Source organism: Tateyamaria omphalii (assembly GCF_019802125.1).
Lineage (GTDB): Bacteria > Pseudomonadota > Alphaproteobacteria > Rhodobacterales > Rhodobacteraceae > Tateyamaria > Tateyamaria omphalii_B.
On record NZ_JAHVHT010000001.1, the window covers coordinates 1,009,020 to 1,021,876 of the forward strand.

Below are 12,857 nucleotides of genomic sequence, written 5' to 3' on the forward strand. Positions count from 1 at the left end.
GGCTCAGACCCCACCTCCATCTCATGCGGTCGCCCCCCAACGCATATGTCCTCTCCAAACCCCGCACGGCCCCACGGCACTGCCCAGCCGCCGAAAAGGGTTGACCGCCGTCACCCGCCGCGCTACCCACAGCCCATGACCGGAACGATCTGCATTACCTGCTGCATCATCTGCTGATTTCTTCAGCGGGCCGGTTCTTTGTTTCCATGACATCTCAGAATTGCTAGGCCCGCGCCAAACCCGCGCCCGCGACGTGCATATCTGAGGCTTCGACATGACCATCCAGCTCCACAACACCGCGACCCGAGGGAAAGAGGCGTTCACGCCCATCGATCCGTCAAATGTGCGGATGTATGTCTGCGGCCCCACGGTCTATGACCGCGCCCATCTGGGCAACGCGCGGCCCGTGCTGGTCTTTGACGTGCTCTTTCGCCTGCTGCGCCATGTTTATGGTGAGAATGCAGTGACTTACGTGCGGAACTTCACGGATGTGGATGACCGGATCAACGAAACGGCACAGGCCCGCAAGGCTGCGGGCGCTCCGGGCACGTTGGAAGAGTTGATCCGCGACCGATCCGACGAAACCATCCACTGGTATCACGAGGATATGGATGCCCTCGGCGCGCTGCGGCCCAGCCAGGAACCGCGCGCCACGGAATTCATCGCCCAGATGATCGCCATGATCGAGGATCTGATCGCCAAGGGCTTCGCCTACGCCAACGACAGGCACGTGCTGTTCCGCGTCCGCGAATACGCCGACTATGGCAAGCTGTCGGGTCGCTCCGTCGACGACATGATCGCCGGTGCCCGGGTCGAGGTCGCGCCTTACAAGGAGGACCCGATGGATTTTGTCCTCTGGAAGCCCTCCGACGACGATCTGCCCGGCTGGGACAGCCCATGGGGCCGGGGACGGCCCGGCTGGCACATCGAATGCTCGGCCATGGCCTATGATCTGCTGGGCGACCGGTTCGACATCCACGGCGGCGGCAACGATCTGCAATTTCCGCACCATGAGAACGAGATCGCGCAGTCGAAATGCGCAGGCCACGGCTTTGCCAATGTCTGGATGCACAACGAGATGTTGCAGGTCGAGGGCAAGAAGATGTCCAAGTCCCTGGGCAACTTCTTTACCGTGCGCGACTTGCTGGATCAGGGCGTTCCGGGCGAGGTGATCCGGTTTGTCATGCTGTCCACGCATTACCGCAAGCCGATGGACTGGACGGAGAAGAAGCGGGCGGAGGCGGAAAAAACTCTCCGCAAGTGGGCGGCGCTTTTGGCCGATCCGCCGCTCTGGACGCACCGAGGGCATCACAATGGAAAGCTGATACCACCTCCCGACGAGTTTGTTAGGGCCTTATCTGATGACTTGAACACGTCCCTGGCACTGAAATTACTACGGGACTATGCGTCCGAATTGCAAACTGGTGCGCTAGCCTCGGGGCTATACCTACTGGGTTTTGACCCAGAGCATCTGGTGCGCGCTTTTTATCCATTTCAGTTTCAATCCCGTGAAAACGAACAGTCTTCCTCGTGCGCTTCGCAAACGTGGGGGCAGGAAGAACACGGCCTGGGCGAGCTGGCACAACACCTAGGAAGTGAACTGGATCGATTGCGAAAACGGGCGAAGGAAACCAAGGATTTTTCAGAAGTCGATGAATTGAAGGCCAGTTTGCTAGCTGCAGGAGTCGAGGTTCGTATGACTCAGGAAGGTGTCGAATTGGTGCCCGGCCCAGACTTCGACGCCACCAAACTGGAGGCGCTGAAATGAGACCGAACCTTACCAACAGGTTAAAACACCTCTGTAACCCCTTGAAATCGTGTCGCTGCACAGGCGTCCCAGCAAGGGACAAGACATGACCCGCGAACGCCTCTACCTTTTTGACACCACATTGCGGGACGGCCAGCAAACCCAGGGGGTCCAATTCTCGACCCCCGAAAAACACCAGATCGCCCAGGCCCTCGATACCCTCGGCATCGACTATATCGAAGGCGGCTGGCCGGGTGCCAATCCCACCGACAGCGCCTTTTTCGAGGACGCCCCCAAAACCCGCGCCACCTTCACCGCCTTTGGGATGACCAAGCGGGCGGGCATCAGCGCCGAAAATGACGATGTTCTGGCTGCGGTCCTGAATGCGGGCACGAAGGCCGTCTGCCTGGTCGGCAAGACGCATGATTTTCACGTCGAAAAGGCGCTCGGAATCTCTCTGCCCGAAAACACCACCAACATCTCCCAAACCTTCGCCCACCTCGCGGCCCAGGGGCGCGAGGCGATCTTTGATGCCGAACACTTTTTTGACGGGTTCAAAAGCAACCCCGACTACGCCCTGGAGGCCATCCACGCTGCCCACGACGCAGGCGCGCGCTGGATCGCTCTCTGCGACACAAACGGGGGCACGCTGCCCCATGAAATCCACGAGATCACCAAGGCCGTGATCGCATCAGGCATCCAAGGCGACCGGCTGGGCATCCACACCCACAATGACACCGAAAACGCTGTCGCGGGGTCTTTGGCCGCCATCGACGCAGGCGCGCGGCAGATCCAGGGCACCCTCAACGGGCTGGGCGAGCGCTGCGGAAACGCGAACCTGACGGCCCTGATCCCCATCCTGCTGCTCAAGGAACCCTATGCCAGCCAGTTCGAAACGGGCGTGTCGCAAGAGGCGCTGGCAGGGCTGACGCGGACAAGCCGGATGCTCGACGACATCCTGAACCGTGTGCCACAGAAACAGGCCGCCTTCGTCGGCGCATCGGCGTTCGCCCACAAAGCAGGGCTGCACGCCTCTGCCATCCTCAAGGACCCGACGACCTACGAGCATGTCGATCCGGCCACGGTCGGCAACACCCGCATCATCCCGATGTCGAACCAGGCCGGGCAGTCGAACCTGCGCAAGCGCCTGGCCGAGATGGGGTTGGAGGTCCCGCCGAAGGACCCGGCTCTGGCCCGTATTCTGGACCGGATCAAGGCGCGCGAGGCGGAGGGGTATTCCTACGACACGGCGCAGGCGTCCTTTGAGCTGCTGGCGCGGGACGAGCTGGGGCTGCTGCCCGAGTTTTTCGAGGTCAAGCGCTACCGCGTGACCATTGAGCGGCGCAAGAACAAGCGGGACCAGATGGTGTCGCTGTCCGAGGCGGTCGTGGTGGTGACGGTCGACGGGCAGAAGATGCTGTCGGTCAGCGAGTCCATGGACGAGGCAGGCACCGACCGTGGCCCTGTGAACGCGCTGGCCAAGGCCCTGGCCAAGGACCTGGGGCGGTACCAAACCTATGTCGAGGACATCCGCCTGGTCGACTTCAAGGTGCGCATCACCCAAGGCGGGACCGAGGCAGTCACCCGTGTCATCATCGACAGTGAAGACGGGCAGGGGCGCCGGTGGTCCACGGTGGGCGTGAGTGCGAATATCGTGGATGCGTCCTTTTCCGCCCTGCTGGACGCTATCCGATGGAAGCTGGTGCAGGATGGCGTGACATGACGGGCCGCCAAGTTGCTTGCGGTACGACGTGCCGGACATGAGCCTCCCCGACGCAGTCGTTCCTTCTGCCCGCATCGTTGAACAGGGGGACCCGGACCGCTTTCGCACCGTGATGGCAGCGCCGGTTCCAGCCCGGGCCGTCCTCTTTCCCCTTTACGCCTTCAATGTCGAAGTGGCCCGTGCCCCTTGGGTGACGCAAGAAGCCATGATTGCCGAGATGCGCTTGCAGTGGTGGCGCGACGCGCTTCAGGAAATTGCCGAAGCGCGCGCGGTGCGCAAGCATGAGGTCACCACGCCCTTGGCTTCTGTTTTGACGCAGGCCGCTGCGCGCCGTCTTGATGAAGCTGTCGCCGCGCGCCGCTGGGACGTGTACCGTGATCCGTTCGAAGATGAGGCCCATTTCGACCGCTATCTCGACCAGACCGCAGGGCATTTGATGTGGACCGCCGCCGAGGCCTTGGGCGCGCCCGCGGATCAGGAACAAGCCGTGCGCTCTGTGGCGGTAGCTGGCGCTCTGGTCGCCTTTTTGCGGGCCGTGCCCAAGCTGGAGGAGGCGGGGCGCATACCGCTGCTGGATGGAACGCAGGATGGTGTCGCAGCACTTGCCCGGCGCATCAGGATGCGCCTTACAACGCCGCGCCTGCCTGCGGATGCGCGCGCGGCGTTGTGGCCTGCTTTGGGATCAAGTCAGGCTTTGAAACAGATCGAGCGCGCTCCGGGCATGGTCGCGGATGGCGCAATACCTGCGCCAGTGGCTCCGTGGCGTTTGAGCGTGGCGGCTTTGACCGGGCGCGCGATGCTGTAAGGCGGATCCGGGTCCGTCCGCTACGCTGTCACGGCGCGCTGCCGCATCACCAGCCAGATCAGCGATCCACCCGCCAGCACCAGGAATGGCACCATGGCGATGTTCACCGCCGCCCAGCCCTCGACCGCGTCACCGCCTGCACAGTTCATCAACCCGCCCGAGGCCAGCGACGCCAGCGTCACGCCACCAAAGACAATCAGGTCGTTCATGCCCTGCATCCGTCCACGCTCTTGCGGGCTATGTGCGCCTGCCAGCATCGTGGTTGCGCCGATGAAGCCGAAGTTCCAGCCCAGACCGAGCAGGAACAGGGCCCAGTAGAAGTTCTCCAGCTCGACACCTTGCAGCGCCACCACGCCCGCAAGGCCGAGGATGGCAAGGCCAAGGCCCATGATCCGCTCAACTCCGAACCGCGAGATCAGGTGCCCGGTGAAAAAGGACGGGGCGAACATGGCGAGCACATGCACGGTGACGACGTTTGCCGCGTCTGGCTCGGTGAACCCGCAGCCGACGACGGCCAAAGGCGTGGATGTCATCACAAGGTTCATAAGGGCGTAGGATACTGCGGCACAGATGACGGCCACGGCAATGCGCGGATCGCGCAACAGCTCTTTGCGTGAGCGGCCCGGTCCGTCCGTGGCTGAGGGTGCGGGCGGCTTGGGGATGTCGAGCAAAAGGAACAGCGCCATGCCCATCAGGTTGAACCCCATCGCGACCCAGTAGATCGGGATGTAGCGCGCGACGGTTGCGTCCGCCGTATCCGCCGTGACGTAGCCCACCACTTGCGGGCCGATGATGGCCGAGAGCAGGCCGCCTGCCATGACGTAGGAGATTGCTTTGGGCCGGAATGCATCTGATGCGGTGTCGGCGGCGGCAAAGCGATAAAAGCCCTGCGCGGACATATAGATACCCGTCATGTAGCTGCCCACCAGGAACAGCCAGAAGCTGCCGATGCTGAGCGCCCAGACGCCAATTGCGGCCCCCAGAAGCCCGCCAAGGGCGCCCACGATGAACCCGGTGCGTCGGCCAAAGCGCTGCATGACGTTTGACAGCCAAGGTGCCGCCGTCATCGACCCGAACACGATAAGAGATATGGGCAGCGTGGCGAGGCAGACAAATGGCGTGAGTTGCTGTCCCGCAAGCCCCGCCACCACGAACATCATGGTAATCTGGCTGCCGAGAAAGGCCTGCGCCGCCACGAGGACGGCCACGTTGCGCTTGGCGCGTGTATCGTCGATTTGGGTCATGGGTGTTGACTATCCCCACGGCACGCGCCCGACAAGCGCGCGTTTGAGCACAGGTGCTTGCGCGCGGGGTGAACAGGGGTAGGGTGGCGCCATGACACGGCTTCTGATCCTTGGTGGTTCGGCGATGACCGAACCCGCGCTGCATGCGCTGGCCGGGGCAGGGTATGATGTTTCGGTCTATTGGTCGCGCGATCCGATGCAGACCGATGCGCCTTGTGTGCGCGATTTGCGCGATGGTTTGCGGGGGGCAGATGCCATTGTCGATACGACCCATCCGTTCGACGATGCCGTGCGCTCCATCGCGGCGCGTCTGGCGCCTGACCTACCGCGCGTGCGCTTGCGTCGCCCCGGATGGGCCGCGACGGCCAAGGATCAATGGCAGCACGTCGCCACGCTGGCCGATGCTGTGGCAGTGCTCCCGCCTAATGCGCGCGTCTTTGCAGCATCCGGTCGCGACAGCGCGGAGGTTCTGACCCATCATGATGGTCCCGTTTTTCTGCGCCAGTTGCATCGCCATGATGGTGCTGCACCATCGGGGTGTACATATGTCTTCGGCGCTGGACCCTTTGATGTGGACGATGAAATCGCTTTGTTCCGGGAGATGGCAATCGACGTGGTTCTGGTTCGCAATATCGGGGGATCGGGCAGCTTTCCGAAACTGGCCGCAGCGCGGGCATTGGGTTTGCCGGCGGTCCTGATCGATCCGCCTGATAGCGGTTTTGACGTACAGGTGGATGACTGCGATGCGTTGCTGGCCTGGGTGAATGCCCTATGACAGCCGGGCGCATCATTGCAGCTGATGCTGATGTGGCAGAGGGGGCGGCCTGGCTGGCTGCGCGCGATCCGGCGCTGGCAAAAGCGCTGGATGTGGCGGGGCCGCTTCCGCTGCGCCGCAGGCCTGACGGATTTGCCGCCCTTCTGAACGCGATCATCGGACAGCAGGTCAGCACGGCGTCGGCCAACGCGATCTGGGGCCGGTTGGAGGCGGGCGGCATGACAAGCCCGGCCCCTGTCCTCGCTGCGGGCGAAGAAGGTTTGCGGGCAGCGGGGCTCAGCCGTCAGAAGATCACTTACGCCATCGCGTTGGCCGAGGCGGGGATCGACTATGAGGCTTTGCGCGCTGCGCCCGATGCAGAGGTGATCGCGACGCTGACGGCCGTGAAGGGGATCGGCGTCTGGACGGCCGAGGTCTATGCCATGTTCGCCCTCGGACGCGCCGATGTCTTTGCACCGGGTGATCTGGCGTTGCAGGAAGCAGCGCGCATGATCTTTGACCTGCCTGAACGGCCCAAGGAAAAAAACCTGCGGCAAATGGCCGAGGACTGGTCGCCCTGGCGGGCGGTTGCTGCGCGGCTGTTCTTCACCTACTACCGGGTCGCAAAGGGACGAGAGGGGATCACATGACGCGGGTATTGCAGGCAGGGCGGGTCGAGCCGCGGTCGGGGGAATTGCGGTCTATCGTCGTGTTCCTGCATGGCTACGGTGCCAACGGCGCGGACCTTCTGGGTCTGGCAGAGCCGCTTGGTGAACACCTGCCGGACACGCTGTTTGTGGCACCTGATGCGCCCGAAACAATTCCGATGATGCCAAGCGGCTATCAGTGGTTCCCGATCCCCTGGATTGACGGGTCGTCCGAAGAGGAAGCAGAGCGCGGCCTGCGTGCAGCTGCGGAGGATCTGAACGCCTTTCTCGACGCGCTGATGGTGGATGAGGATGTGTTGCCCGAACAGGTCGTCCTCTTCGGCTTTTCACAAGGGACGATGATGTCACTGCATGTGGCCCCGCGACGCGAAGATCCGGTTGCGGGGATCGTCGCGTTCTCCGGTCGCCTTTTGAACCCTGAGGTGCTGGCGGACGAGGTTGTCAGCCGTCCGCCCGTCCTGCTGATCCACGGCGATCAGGATGATGTCGTACCTCCGCAATCCCTGCCGCAAGCTGCAGAGGCCTTGCAGGGTGCAGGTTGGAAAGACGTCTATGCCCACGTCATGAAGGGCACAGCCCATGGAATCGCGCCCGATGGGCTGAGCGTTGCCTTGGCTTTCATGCGCGATAAATTGGGGCTCTGACGCGAACAATACTGCCAAATCGGCTACTTTTTTCGCGGTTTCCCTTGATCTGGTGCCGCATCGGCACATTTGGTTTGCCCCATCGCCAAATCTGTGGCGCACTAATCGCATAATAACAAAGTGCGACACAGGGGGACGCGAAATGAGGATGGCGCTGGCTGGGGGTATGGCCCTCGCCGCGGCAGTGCTGAGCATGAGTTTGACGGCACCCGCCACGGCCTTGAACATAGACGAAATGCAAACAACATCGGCTGCGGTCGACACGGAACTGGACCGCTCGGTTGTCTTGCGTTCGGTCCGGATGCCGGGTGCTTTTGGCAAGCTGCTCTTGGACATGGACGCAGACGCCGGCCTGATTGACCGCAAACGCGATGTGGACAACCTGACCGACGCGGATGTGTGGGTGGTCGGGCTGAAAGGGTGGTCTGACACCGATTGGTTGGAAACCAGCCCCCTTCACAAACTCTTCGCGGCCCAACTGCATGCTGCCTCTCCGGTGCAGCGGTTCAAATCCTTTCAGTGGAATGTGCGGGGCGGCCAGATGATGGATGTCCATTTCGTCAATCTCAGCCGTGCGTCCGAACTGTCCGAAGCCTGCCTTGCCGAGCTGGTCTACCGCTTGTCACAGCGTGCCGTCACCAGCAGGCGGGTGGCCGATCTGTCGCTGGTCAGCCCGCGGGCCGAACCGCTGGTTGCGCTGGCCGAAGGTCCAGCGGATGCGGGGCATTGCAAGTAGCGATGCACCCTGTGGATAACCGTCACATGGCTGTCACGAACCTGTCCTATCCGACCTGCGACATCTCGTGGTTGTCTCGGCACTTGTCAGACGCTTTCCACAAGATATAGTCACCATATAAAGCCGGGGCGGGTTCCCCGCTCTGGTGCCGATAACGGGCAGACAGGGCGAAGACGGAGTCACGAATGGACGGCGATTTCAGGACAGAATTCACGCGCAGCCCCTCTGCGTTGAAACAGCACCCGGCGCTGGTGCTGAACGCGGACTACAGGCCGCTCAGTTACTATCCGCTGTCGTTGTGGCCGTGGCAGGAAGCGATCAAGGCCGCGTGGCTCGATCGGGTGGACATCGTGGCCGAATATGATGAGGTCGTCCGCAGCCCGAGTACCGAGATCCGAATACCGTCAGTCGTTGTTCTCAAGGACTATGTCAAACCTCAAAAGCGCGTGGCCTTCACGCGCTTTAATTTATTTCTGAGGGACGAATTCCGTTGTCAGTATTGCGGGGCTAAGGGCGATCTGACCTTTGACCATGTTGTGCCGCGCGCATCGGGTGGCGTGACAAGCTGGCAGAATGTGGTGGCAGCTTGCAGCCCCTGCAACCTGCGCAAGGGGTCCAAACCACTGCATCGGACCGGCATGGCGTTGCGCAAACCGCCACGTCAGCCCGGGGCAGAGGAATTGCGCAATATGGGCCGTAAGTTCCCACCCAACCATCTGCATGAAAGCTGGATGGACTTCCTTTATTGGGATGCCGAGTTGGAGGCATAAAAACACGGGAGCCAGTGGCTCCCGTTACTCGTTACAGACTGTTCAGTTTGAGCGTCATTGCAGCTTCTTGACGACGTTGTCGGCGAAGGCGGCGATGATCGCCTGGTAGTAGATGTCGCTACCCAGCGTCAGGTCTGCCATCACGGTGCCGTCCGGGAAGTACTGTTGCGCCTGATCCGTGGTCACAGTCAGTGTGTAACGCTCGTTGTTGGCCAGGCCGGGCACCTTGATCTTTACCTCACCGGACAGAACCGAGTCGGCCGTACCGATGCTTTGTTCAAAGCTGTTGGCCAATTCCACCTCGTCGATGTCGATTTCAATCTTGGCACCACGCTCTTCGATCTGTGGTGCAAGACGTTCGGCCAAGGCGGTTTCAAGGTCTGCATCAAGGCCAGACCAGACGGACGCGGCCTTTTCATTCTCGACTGCGGTCAGATCGGTTTGAACGTCGATTTCCCCGACCGGAGTTGCCGCCAAGGCGGCTGTGCCAGCCAGTGTCAGGGCGGCGGCGGTCGTCATCAAGAAGCGTTTCATGTCGTCTCTCCTATCTTTCCGCACGCATTTCTGCGTGCTTGGGAGATACAACACCGTAGGCCCGAACTAGTTCCCAAGCGTTGTCAGGCGGCGAGGTCGACCCATACTGGAACGTGGTCCGACGGCTTCTCTTCTCCTCGCACGCCCTTGTCGATCTGGCAGTCGGTCATCAGGTCCGCGCAGGTCGGGCTGAGCAGGAAATGGTCGATGCGAATGCCGTCGTCCTTGTTCCATGCGCCGGCTTGGTAGTCCCAGAATGAGTAGTGCCCCGGTCCGAAGGTACGGGCTCGGAACGCTTCGGTGAGGCCCAAGTTCAAGAGCCGCCGAAATGCGGTGCGGCTTTCCAGGCGGAACAGCGCGTCGTCGCGCCAATCATCGGGCCGCTTGGCGTCTTCGGCCTGCGGGATGATGTTATAGTCACCCGCCATAAGGAAGGGTGTTTCTTCGGCTAGTAGCTGGAGAGCACGGACACGCAGCCGCTCCATCCAGGCAAGTTTATAGTCGTATTTCGGACCCGGCGTCGGGTTGCCGTTTGGCAGGTACAGTCCACAGAGGCGAATGGCCTGCGTGTCGCCCATGACGGTCGCCTCGATGTAGCGCGCTTGTTCGTCGGTATCGTCGCCGGGCAGGCCGCGGGTCACATCCTCGAGCGGCAGCTTTGACAGGATTGCGACCCCGTTGAAGGACTTCTGGCCATGCGTTTCAACGTTGTATCCCCGATCCTCGAACAGTTCGGTGGGGAAGTTCTCATCCACGGACTTGATTTCCTGCAAAAGCACGACGTCGGGCTGTGCCTCGTCCAGCCAGCGTGGCAAAGCCTCGATCCGGGCCTTGATGCCGTTGATGTTGAATGTTGCGATTTTCATATCCACCCCTTGCGCCGCTCCCTCCGACATGTCGCGCATCCTATCCGCAACGGCAAGCCCCTCGAACTGACCGCTTGAAGGGCGTAAATTAACTATTTCTTAACTATTCGATTCGCGCTAAAAATGACTAACCACATGCTGTGATGTGAAAAAACGCATTGAAATCAGGGTTGTGGATAAGTTTTTTTGTTCTGAAACGTTCTGGTTTGAAGCTGGCCGCGACCAAATGGTTCTGCGGCTTTCCTTATGTGGATAAGTTCCCAAGAACTCGCCTCTTACAAGAAAAATCCTTTTGTTAATCGCCTTTAACGGGCAACGCTTTTGATGTCTCAACTCAAAGGCGAAAGGAATTCAGCCATGACAGCCCAACGCAAAATGAACCTCGCTCTCGACACCTCTGCATTGGGGGGATTGCACGCTGGTGAAGGTGTCGAAATGTTCTCGACCAGTAGCGCACCAGGCGCGATGGAAGCCATTCTTGGTGACGGTGTCGAGATGTTTTCGACCAGCAGCGCTCCTGTTGCGACCGACGTAACCGTCGGAGAAGGCGTGGAAATGTTCTCAACCAGCAGCGCACCGACCGCGACAGACGCAACGATGGGTGAGGGTGTGGAAATGTTTTCAACCAGCAGCGCACCGACTGCCAAGGACGCAACGATCGGCGAGGGCGTCGAGATGTTTTCGACCAGCAGTGCGCCAGCAGCCACCGAGATTACGGCGGGCGATGGTGTGGAGCTTTTCTCGACCAGCAGCGGCCCGACGGCTTCGGATGTGACAACCGGCGATGCGACCGGTGCGTTTTCTTCCGGCTCGGGTCCAGTGACAGGCACCGTCACGCAGCGTGATGTCACCGGCCTGTTCTCCTCGGGCTCCTGACCCGCGTCGGCGGGACATGATCACAGCACGTGAAAGGACACACCCATGTCAAATATCATTGCGCTCAATGTCCCGCCGCGCCGTCAGCGCCTGGCCGAACGGACGGACAGGCTGATTGACCTCTTTGCCACGCAACGTCGGCTTCCCGATGATGTGCATTGGTTGAAGGAAAACGCCGAATTGCTCAGCATCCTGGAATGTATCGGGATGCCGATCACCCCGGCAGCGCTGGATCCACATGTGGACTTCTACGTCGGGTTGAAGGAGCGTTTGCAGTTCTTTCCGCAATACTACCGCTTCCTGCTGTCCATTGGTCTCGATCTCGAAGACCTGGGGCTGACGGGAACGGGCGTCGATGGCCAGATGGAGGATTTGTGTCACTGGGTTGCAGGGCAGGGGTTGCCCGATGCCGAACTCAGCGATCTGCAACGCGCCGAAGCGCGTCGTCTGCTGGCCCGTCGTGGTGTCATATGTACTGCCGCAGACCGGTACCTTGACGAACGTCTGCGTGCTTTCATTGGCCGGTCACAGACCTTTGCCTTGCCCAACAAGAAGGCAGCATATGAACTGACGCACATCGTTTTCTACCTGTCAGAATACGGACGGCGCGACCCAGCCCTGGACGCTGGCGCGCTGCGGAGCCTCGAATACGTCGGTATTCTTGCCCATATGGACCAGAACATCGACCTGCTCGCTGAGGTGTGCATCGCGCTGAATCAGGCGGGTCAGCAGCCCAACGCTGTTTGGGTCGACGCGGTGCGAACCGCCATGGGCACATTCGTTGTCACCACGGACGACACTGTGGCGGCGGCTGATGATTATCATGAATATCTGGTGGCAAATTGGGCAGGTCAGGTTCTGGGGTACGATGACACAAGCGCTGCCATTCCGGTAGGCCGCGCACGTTTCGATCAGACCGAGTACAGGCCGAGTGCGTTGCGCGGTGTGTCAGGTGCGCTGTTCGCCGCCGCCCAAACCAGAAGCAACGAGTGGCATCACATGTCTGACTATGTATTCAGTTTGCTGGAAGATGACGCCGCATTGTTGTTGGAGGCGACAATCGCTTCCACTACGGAATTTGATGCATTCTTTGACGTGTTCGCGCGGGCCTGAGGCTACATCGAGAACGACGTGCCGCAGCCGCAGGAACTGGTGGCGTTCGGGTTGTTGATCACGAACCGGGCGCCGATCAACTCTTCGGAAAAGTCGATCACGGCGTCGGAAAGGAAGGGCAGGCTGATGCTGTCCACGACAACTTTTTGGCCCGCGCCTTCCAATACGAGGTCGTCTTCTTTTGGGTCGTCCAGCGCGATCTCATACTGAAACCCGGAACATCCACCCCCTTCCACGGCCACACGCAGGGCCTGTCCCTGATCGGCGGCGCCAATCTCGGCCAGGCGTTCAAAGGCGCGGTCGGTGACTTTGGGTGGCATTTGCATCTGCGTCTGCTCCGAACGGTTTTCATCGTGCTGCGTCTGCAATATATGCGC

The 12,857-nt window shown here is 61.0% G+C and carries 14 protein-coding genes; 10 read left to right on the forward strand and 4 right to left on the reverse strand.

Translation table 11 applies throughout. From position 1 onward, the window contains the following. Positions 1–274 precede the first annotated feature (274 nt). The 3 genes from cysS to KUV51_RS05000 all read left to right on the forward strand — a co-directional run bounded on the left by cysS (position 275) and on the right by KUV51_RS05000 (position 4,275). Complete coding sequence (gene cysS, locus KUV51_RS04990; RefSeq protein WP_222520483.1) at positions 275–1,768, forward strand: cysteine--tRNA ligase; 1,494 nt, start codon at positions 275–277, stop codon at positions 1,766–1,768. Between the two features lie 85 nt (positions 1,769–1,853). Then, positions 1,854–3,470, forward strand: coding sequence for a citramalate synthase (gene cimA, locus KUV51_RS04995; RefSeq protein ID WP_222520484.1), 1,617 nt, complete (start codon positions 1,854–1,856; stop codon positions 3,468–3,470). A 37-nt stretch (positions 3,471–3,507) separates the two neighbouring features. Next, positions 3,508–4,275, forward strand: a complete 768-nt coding sequence (locus KUV51_RS05000; RefSeq protein ID WP_222520485.1) for a squalene/phytoene synthase family protein — start codon at positions 3,508–3,510, stop codon at positions 4,273–4,275. A gap of 20 nt (positions 4,276–4,295) precedes the next feature. Here KUV51_RS05000 and KUV51_RS05005 read toward each other — a convergent pair whose 3' ends face one another. Further along, on the reverse strand, positions 4,296–5,519 hold the full coding sequence (locus KUV51_RS05005) for an MFS transporter (RefSeq protein WP_222520486.1): 1,224 nt from the start codon (positions 5,517–5,519) through the stop codon (positions 4,296–4,298). A gap of 91 nt (positions 5,520–5,610) precedes the next feature. Here KUV51_RS05005 and KUV51_RS05010 point away from each other — a divergent pair, with 91 nt between their 5' ends. The 5 genes from KUV51_RS05010 to KUV51_RS05030 all read left to right on the forward strand — a co-directional run bounded on the left by KUV51_RS05010 (position 5,611) and on the right by KUV51_RS05030 (position 9,091). Beyond that, entirely contained in the window at positions 5,611–6,294 is a 684-nt protein-coding gene (locus KUV51_RS05010; protein ID WP_222520487.1) for a precorrin-6A/cobalt-precorrin-6A reductase, read from the forward strand. After that, positions 6,291–6,923: a DNA-3-methyladenine glycosylase family protein gene (locus tag KUV51_RS05015; RefSeq protein WP_222520488.1), complete on the forward strand. Its 633-nt coding sequence runs from the start codon at positions 6,291–6,293 to the stop codon at positions 6,921–6,923. Before KUV51_RS05010 ends, KUV51_RS05015 begins: the two co-directional genes overlap by 4 nt. Then, entirely contained in the window at positions 6,920–7,585 is a 666-nt protein-coding gene (locus tag KUV51_RS05020; protein ID WP_147105753.1) for an alpha/beta hydrolase, read from the forward strand. The genes KUV51_RS05015 and KUV51_RS05020 overlap by 4 nt, the downstream gene beginning before the upstream one ends. A 142-nt stretch (positions 7,586–7,727) precedes the next feature. Continuing rightward, positions 7,728–8,321 (forward strand): hypothetical protein, encoded by a 594-nt coding sequence (locus tag KUV51_RS05025; RefSeq protein WP_222520489.1) that lies wholly within the window; start codon positions 7,728–7,730, stop codon positions 8,319–8,321. 185 nt (positions 8,322–8,506) lie between these two features. Further along, on the forward strand, positions 8,507–9,091 hold the full coding sequence (locus KUV51_RS05030; protein ID WP_189370505.1) for an HNH endonuclease: 585 nt from the start codon (positions 8,507–8,509) through the stop codon (positions 9,089–9,091). Positions 9,092–9,145: 54 nt separating this feature from the next. Here the strand turns inward: KUV51_RS05030 and KUV51_RS05035 are convergent, their stop codons facing one another. Both KUV51_RS05035 and xth read right to left on the reverse strand, forming a co-directional pair. Then, positions 9,146–9,625, reverse strand: coding sequence for a hypothetical protein (locus KUV51_RS05035; protein ID WP_222520490.1), 480 nt, complete (start codon positions 9,623–9,625; stop codon positions 9,146–9,148). An 83-nt stretch (positions 9,626–9,708) separates the two neighbouring features. Next, a complete protein-coding gene (xth, locus tag KUV51_RS05040) occupies positions 9,709–10,491 on the reverse strand; it encodes an exodeoxyribonuclease III (protein WP_222520491.1) in 783 nt (260 codons plus the stop codon). A gap of 357 nt (positions 10,492–10,848) precedes the next feature. On the opposite strand from xth, the gene KUV51_RS05045 reads away from it, so the two are divergent. Together KUV51_RS05045 and KUV51_RS05050 are read left to right on the forward strand one after the other, a co-directional pair. Continuing rightward, the gene (locus KUV51_RS05045) at positions 10,849–11,367 is read left to right on the forward strand and encodes a DUF6749 family protein (RefSeq protein WP_222520492.1); all 519 of its coding nucleotides are present in this window, start codon (positions 10,849–10,851) and stop codon (positions 11,365–11,367) included. Between the two features lie 45 nt (positions 11,368–11,412). Further along, a complete protein-coding gene (locus KUV51_RS05050) occupies positions 11,413–12,480 on the forward strand; it encodes a DUF6902 family protein (protein WP_222520493.1) in 1,068 nt (355 codons plus the stop codon). Between the two features lie 2 nt (positions 12,481–12,482). On the opposite strand, the gene KUV51_RS05055 is transcribed toward KUV51_RS05050, so the two are convergent. Next, on the reverse strand, positions 12,483–12,806 hold the full coding sequence (locus tag KUV51_RS05055) for a HesB/IscA family protein (RefSeq protein ID WP_222520494.1): 324 nt from the start codon (positions 12,804–12,806) through the stop codon (positions 12,483–12,485). Positions 12,807–12,857: the final 51 nt, after the last annotated feature.

What these genes read in the sequence shown, in the direction of transcription:
- cysS (WP_222520483.1), top strand. Translation starts at nt 275, where the DNA reads ATGACCATCCAGCTCCACAACACCGCGACCCGAGGGAAAGAGGCGTTC.
- cimA (WP_222520484.1), top strand. Translation starts at nt 1,854, where the DNA reads ATGACCCGCGAACGCCTCTACCTTTTTGACACCACATTGCGGGACGGC.
- KUV51_RS05000 (WP_222520485.1), top strand. Translation starts at nt 3,508, where the DNA reads ATGAGCCTCCCCGACGCAGTCGTTCCTTCTGCCCGCATCGTTGAACAG.
- KUV51_RS05005 (WP_222520486.1), bottom strand. Translation starts at nt 5,519, where the DNA reads ATGACCCAAATCGACGATACACGCGCCAAGCGCAACGTGGCCGTCCTC.
- KUV51_RS05010 (WP_222520487.1), top strand. Translation starts at nt 5,611, where the DNA reads ATGACACGGCTTCTGATCCTTGGTGGTTCGGCGATGACCGAACCCGCG.
- KUV51_RS05015 (WP_222520488.1), top strand. Translation starts at nt 6,291, where the DNA reads ATGACAGCCGGGCGCATCATTGCAGCTGATGCTGATGTGGCAGAGGGG.
- KUV51_RS05020 (WP_147105753.1), top strand. Translation starts at nt 6,920, where the DNA reads ATGACGCGGGTATTGCAGGCAGGGCGGGTCGAGCCGCGGTCGGGGGAA.
- KUV51_RS05025 (WP_222520489.1), top strand. Translation starts at nt 7,728, where the DNA reads ATGAGGATGGCGCTGGCTGGGGGTATGGCCCTCGCCGCGGCAGTGCTG.
- KUV51_RS05030 (WP_189370505.1), top strand. Translation starts at nt 8,507, where the DNA reads ATGGACGGCGATTTCAGGACAGAATTCACGCGCAGCCCCTCTGCGTTG.
- KUV51_RS05035 (WP_222520490.1), bottom strand. Translation starts at nt 9,625, where the DNA reads ATGAAACGCTTCTTGATGACGACCGCCGCCGCCCTGACACTGGCTGGC.
- xth (WP_222520491.1), bottom strand. Translation starts at nt 10,491, where the DNA reads ATGAAAATCGCAACATTCAACATCAACGGCATCAAGGCCCGGATCGAG.
- KUV51_RS05045 (WP_222520492.1), top strand. Translation starts at nt 10,849, where the DNA reads ATGACAGCCCAACGCAAAATGAACCTCGCTCTCGACACCTCTGCATTG.
- KUV51_RS05050 (WP_222520493.1), top strand. Translation starts at nt 11,413, where the DNA reads ATGTCAAATATCATTGCGCTCAATGTCCCGCCGCGCCGTCAGCGCCTG.
- KUV51_RS05055 (WP_222520494.1), bottom strand. Translation starts at nt 12,806, where the DNA reads ATGCAAATGCCACCCAAAGTCACCGACCGCGCCTTTGAACGCCTGGCC.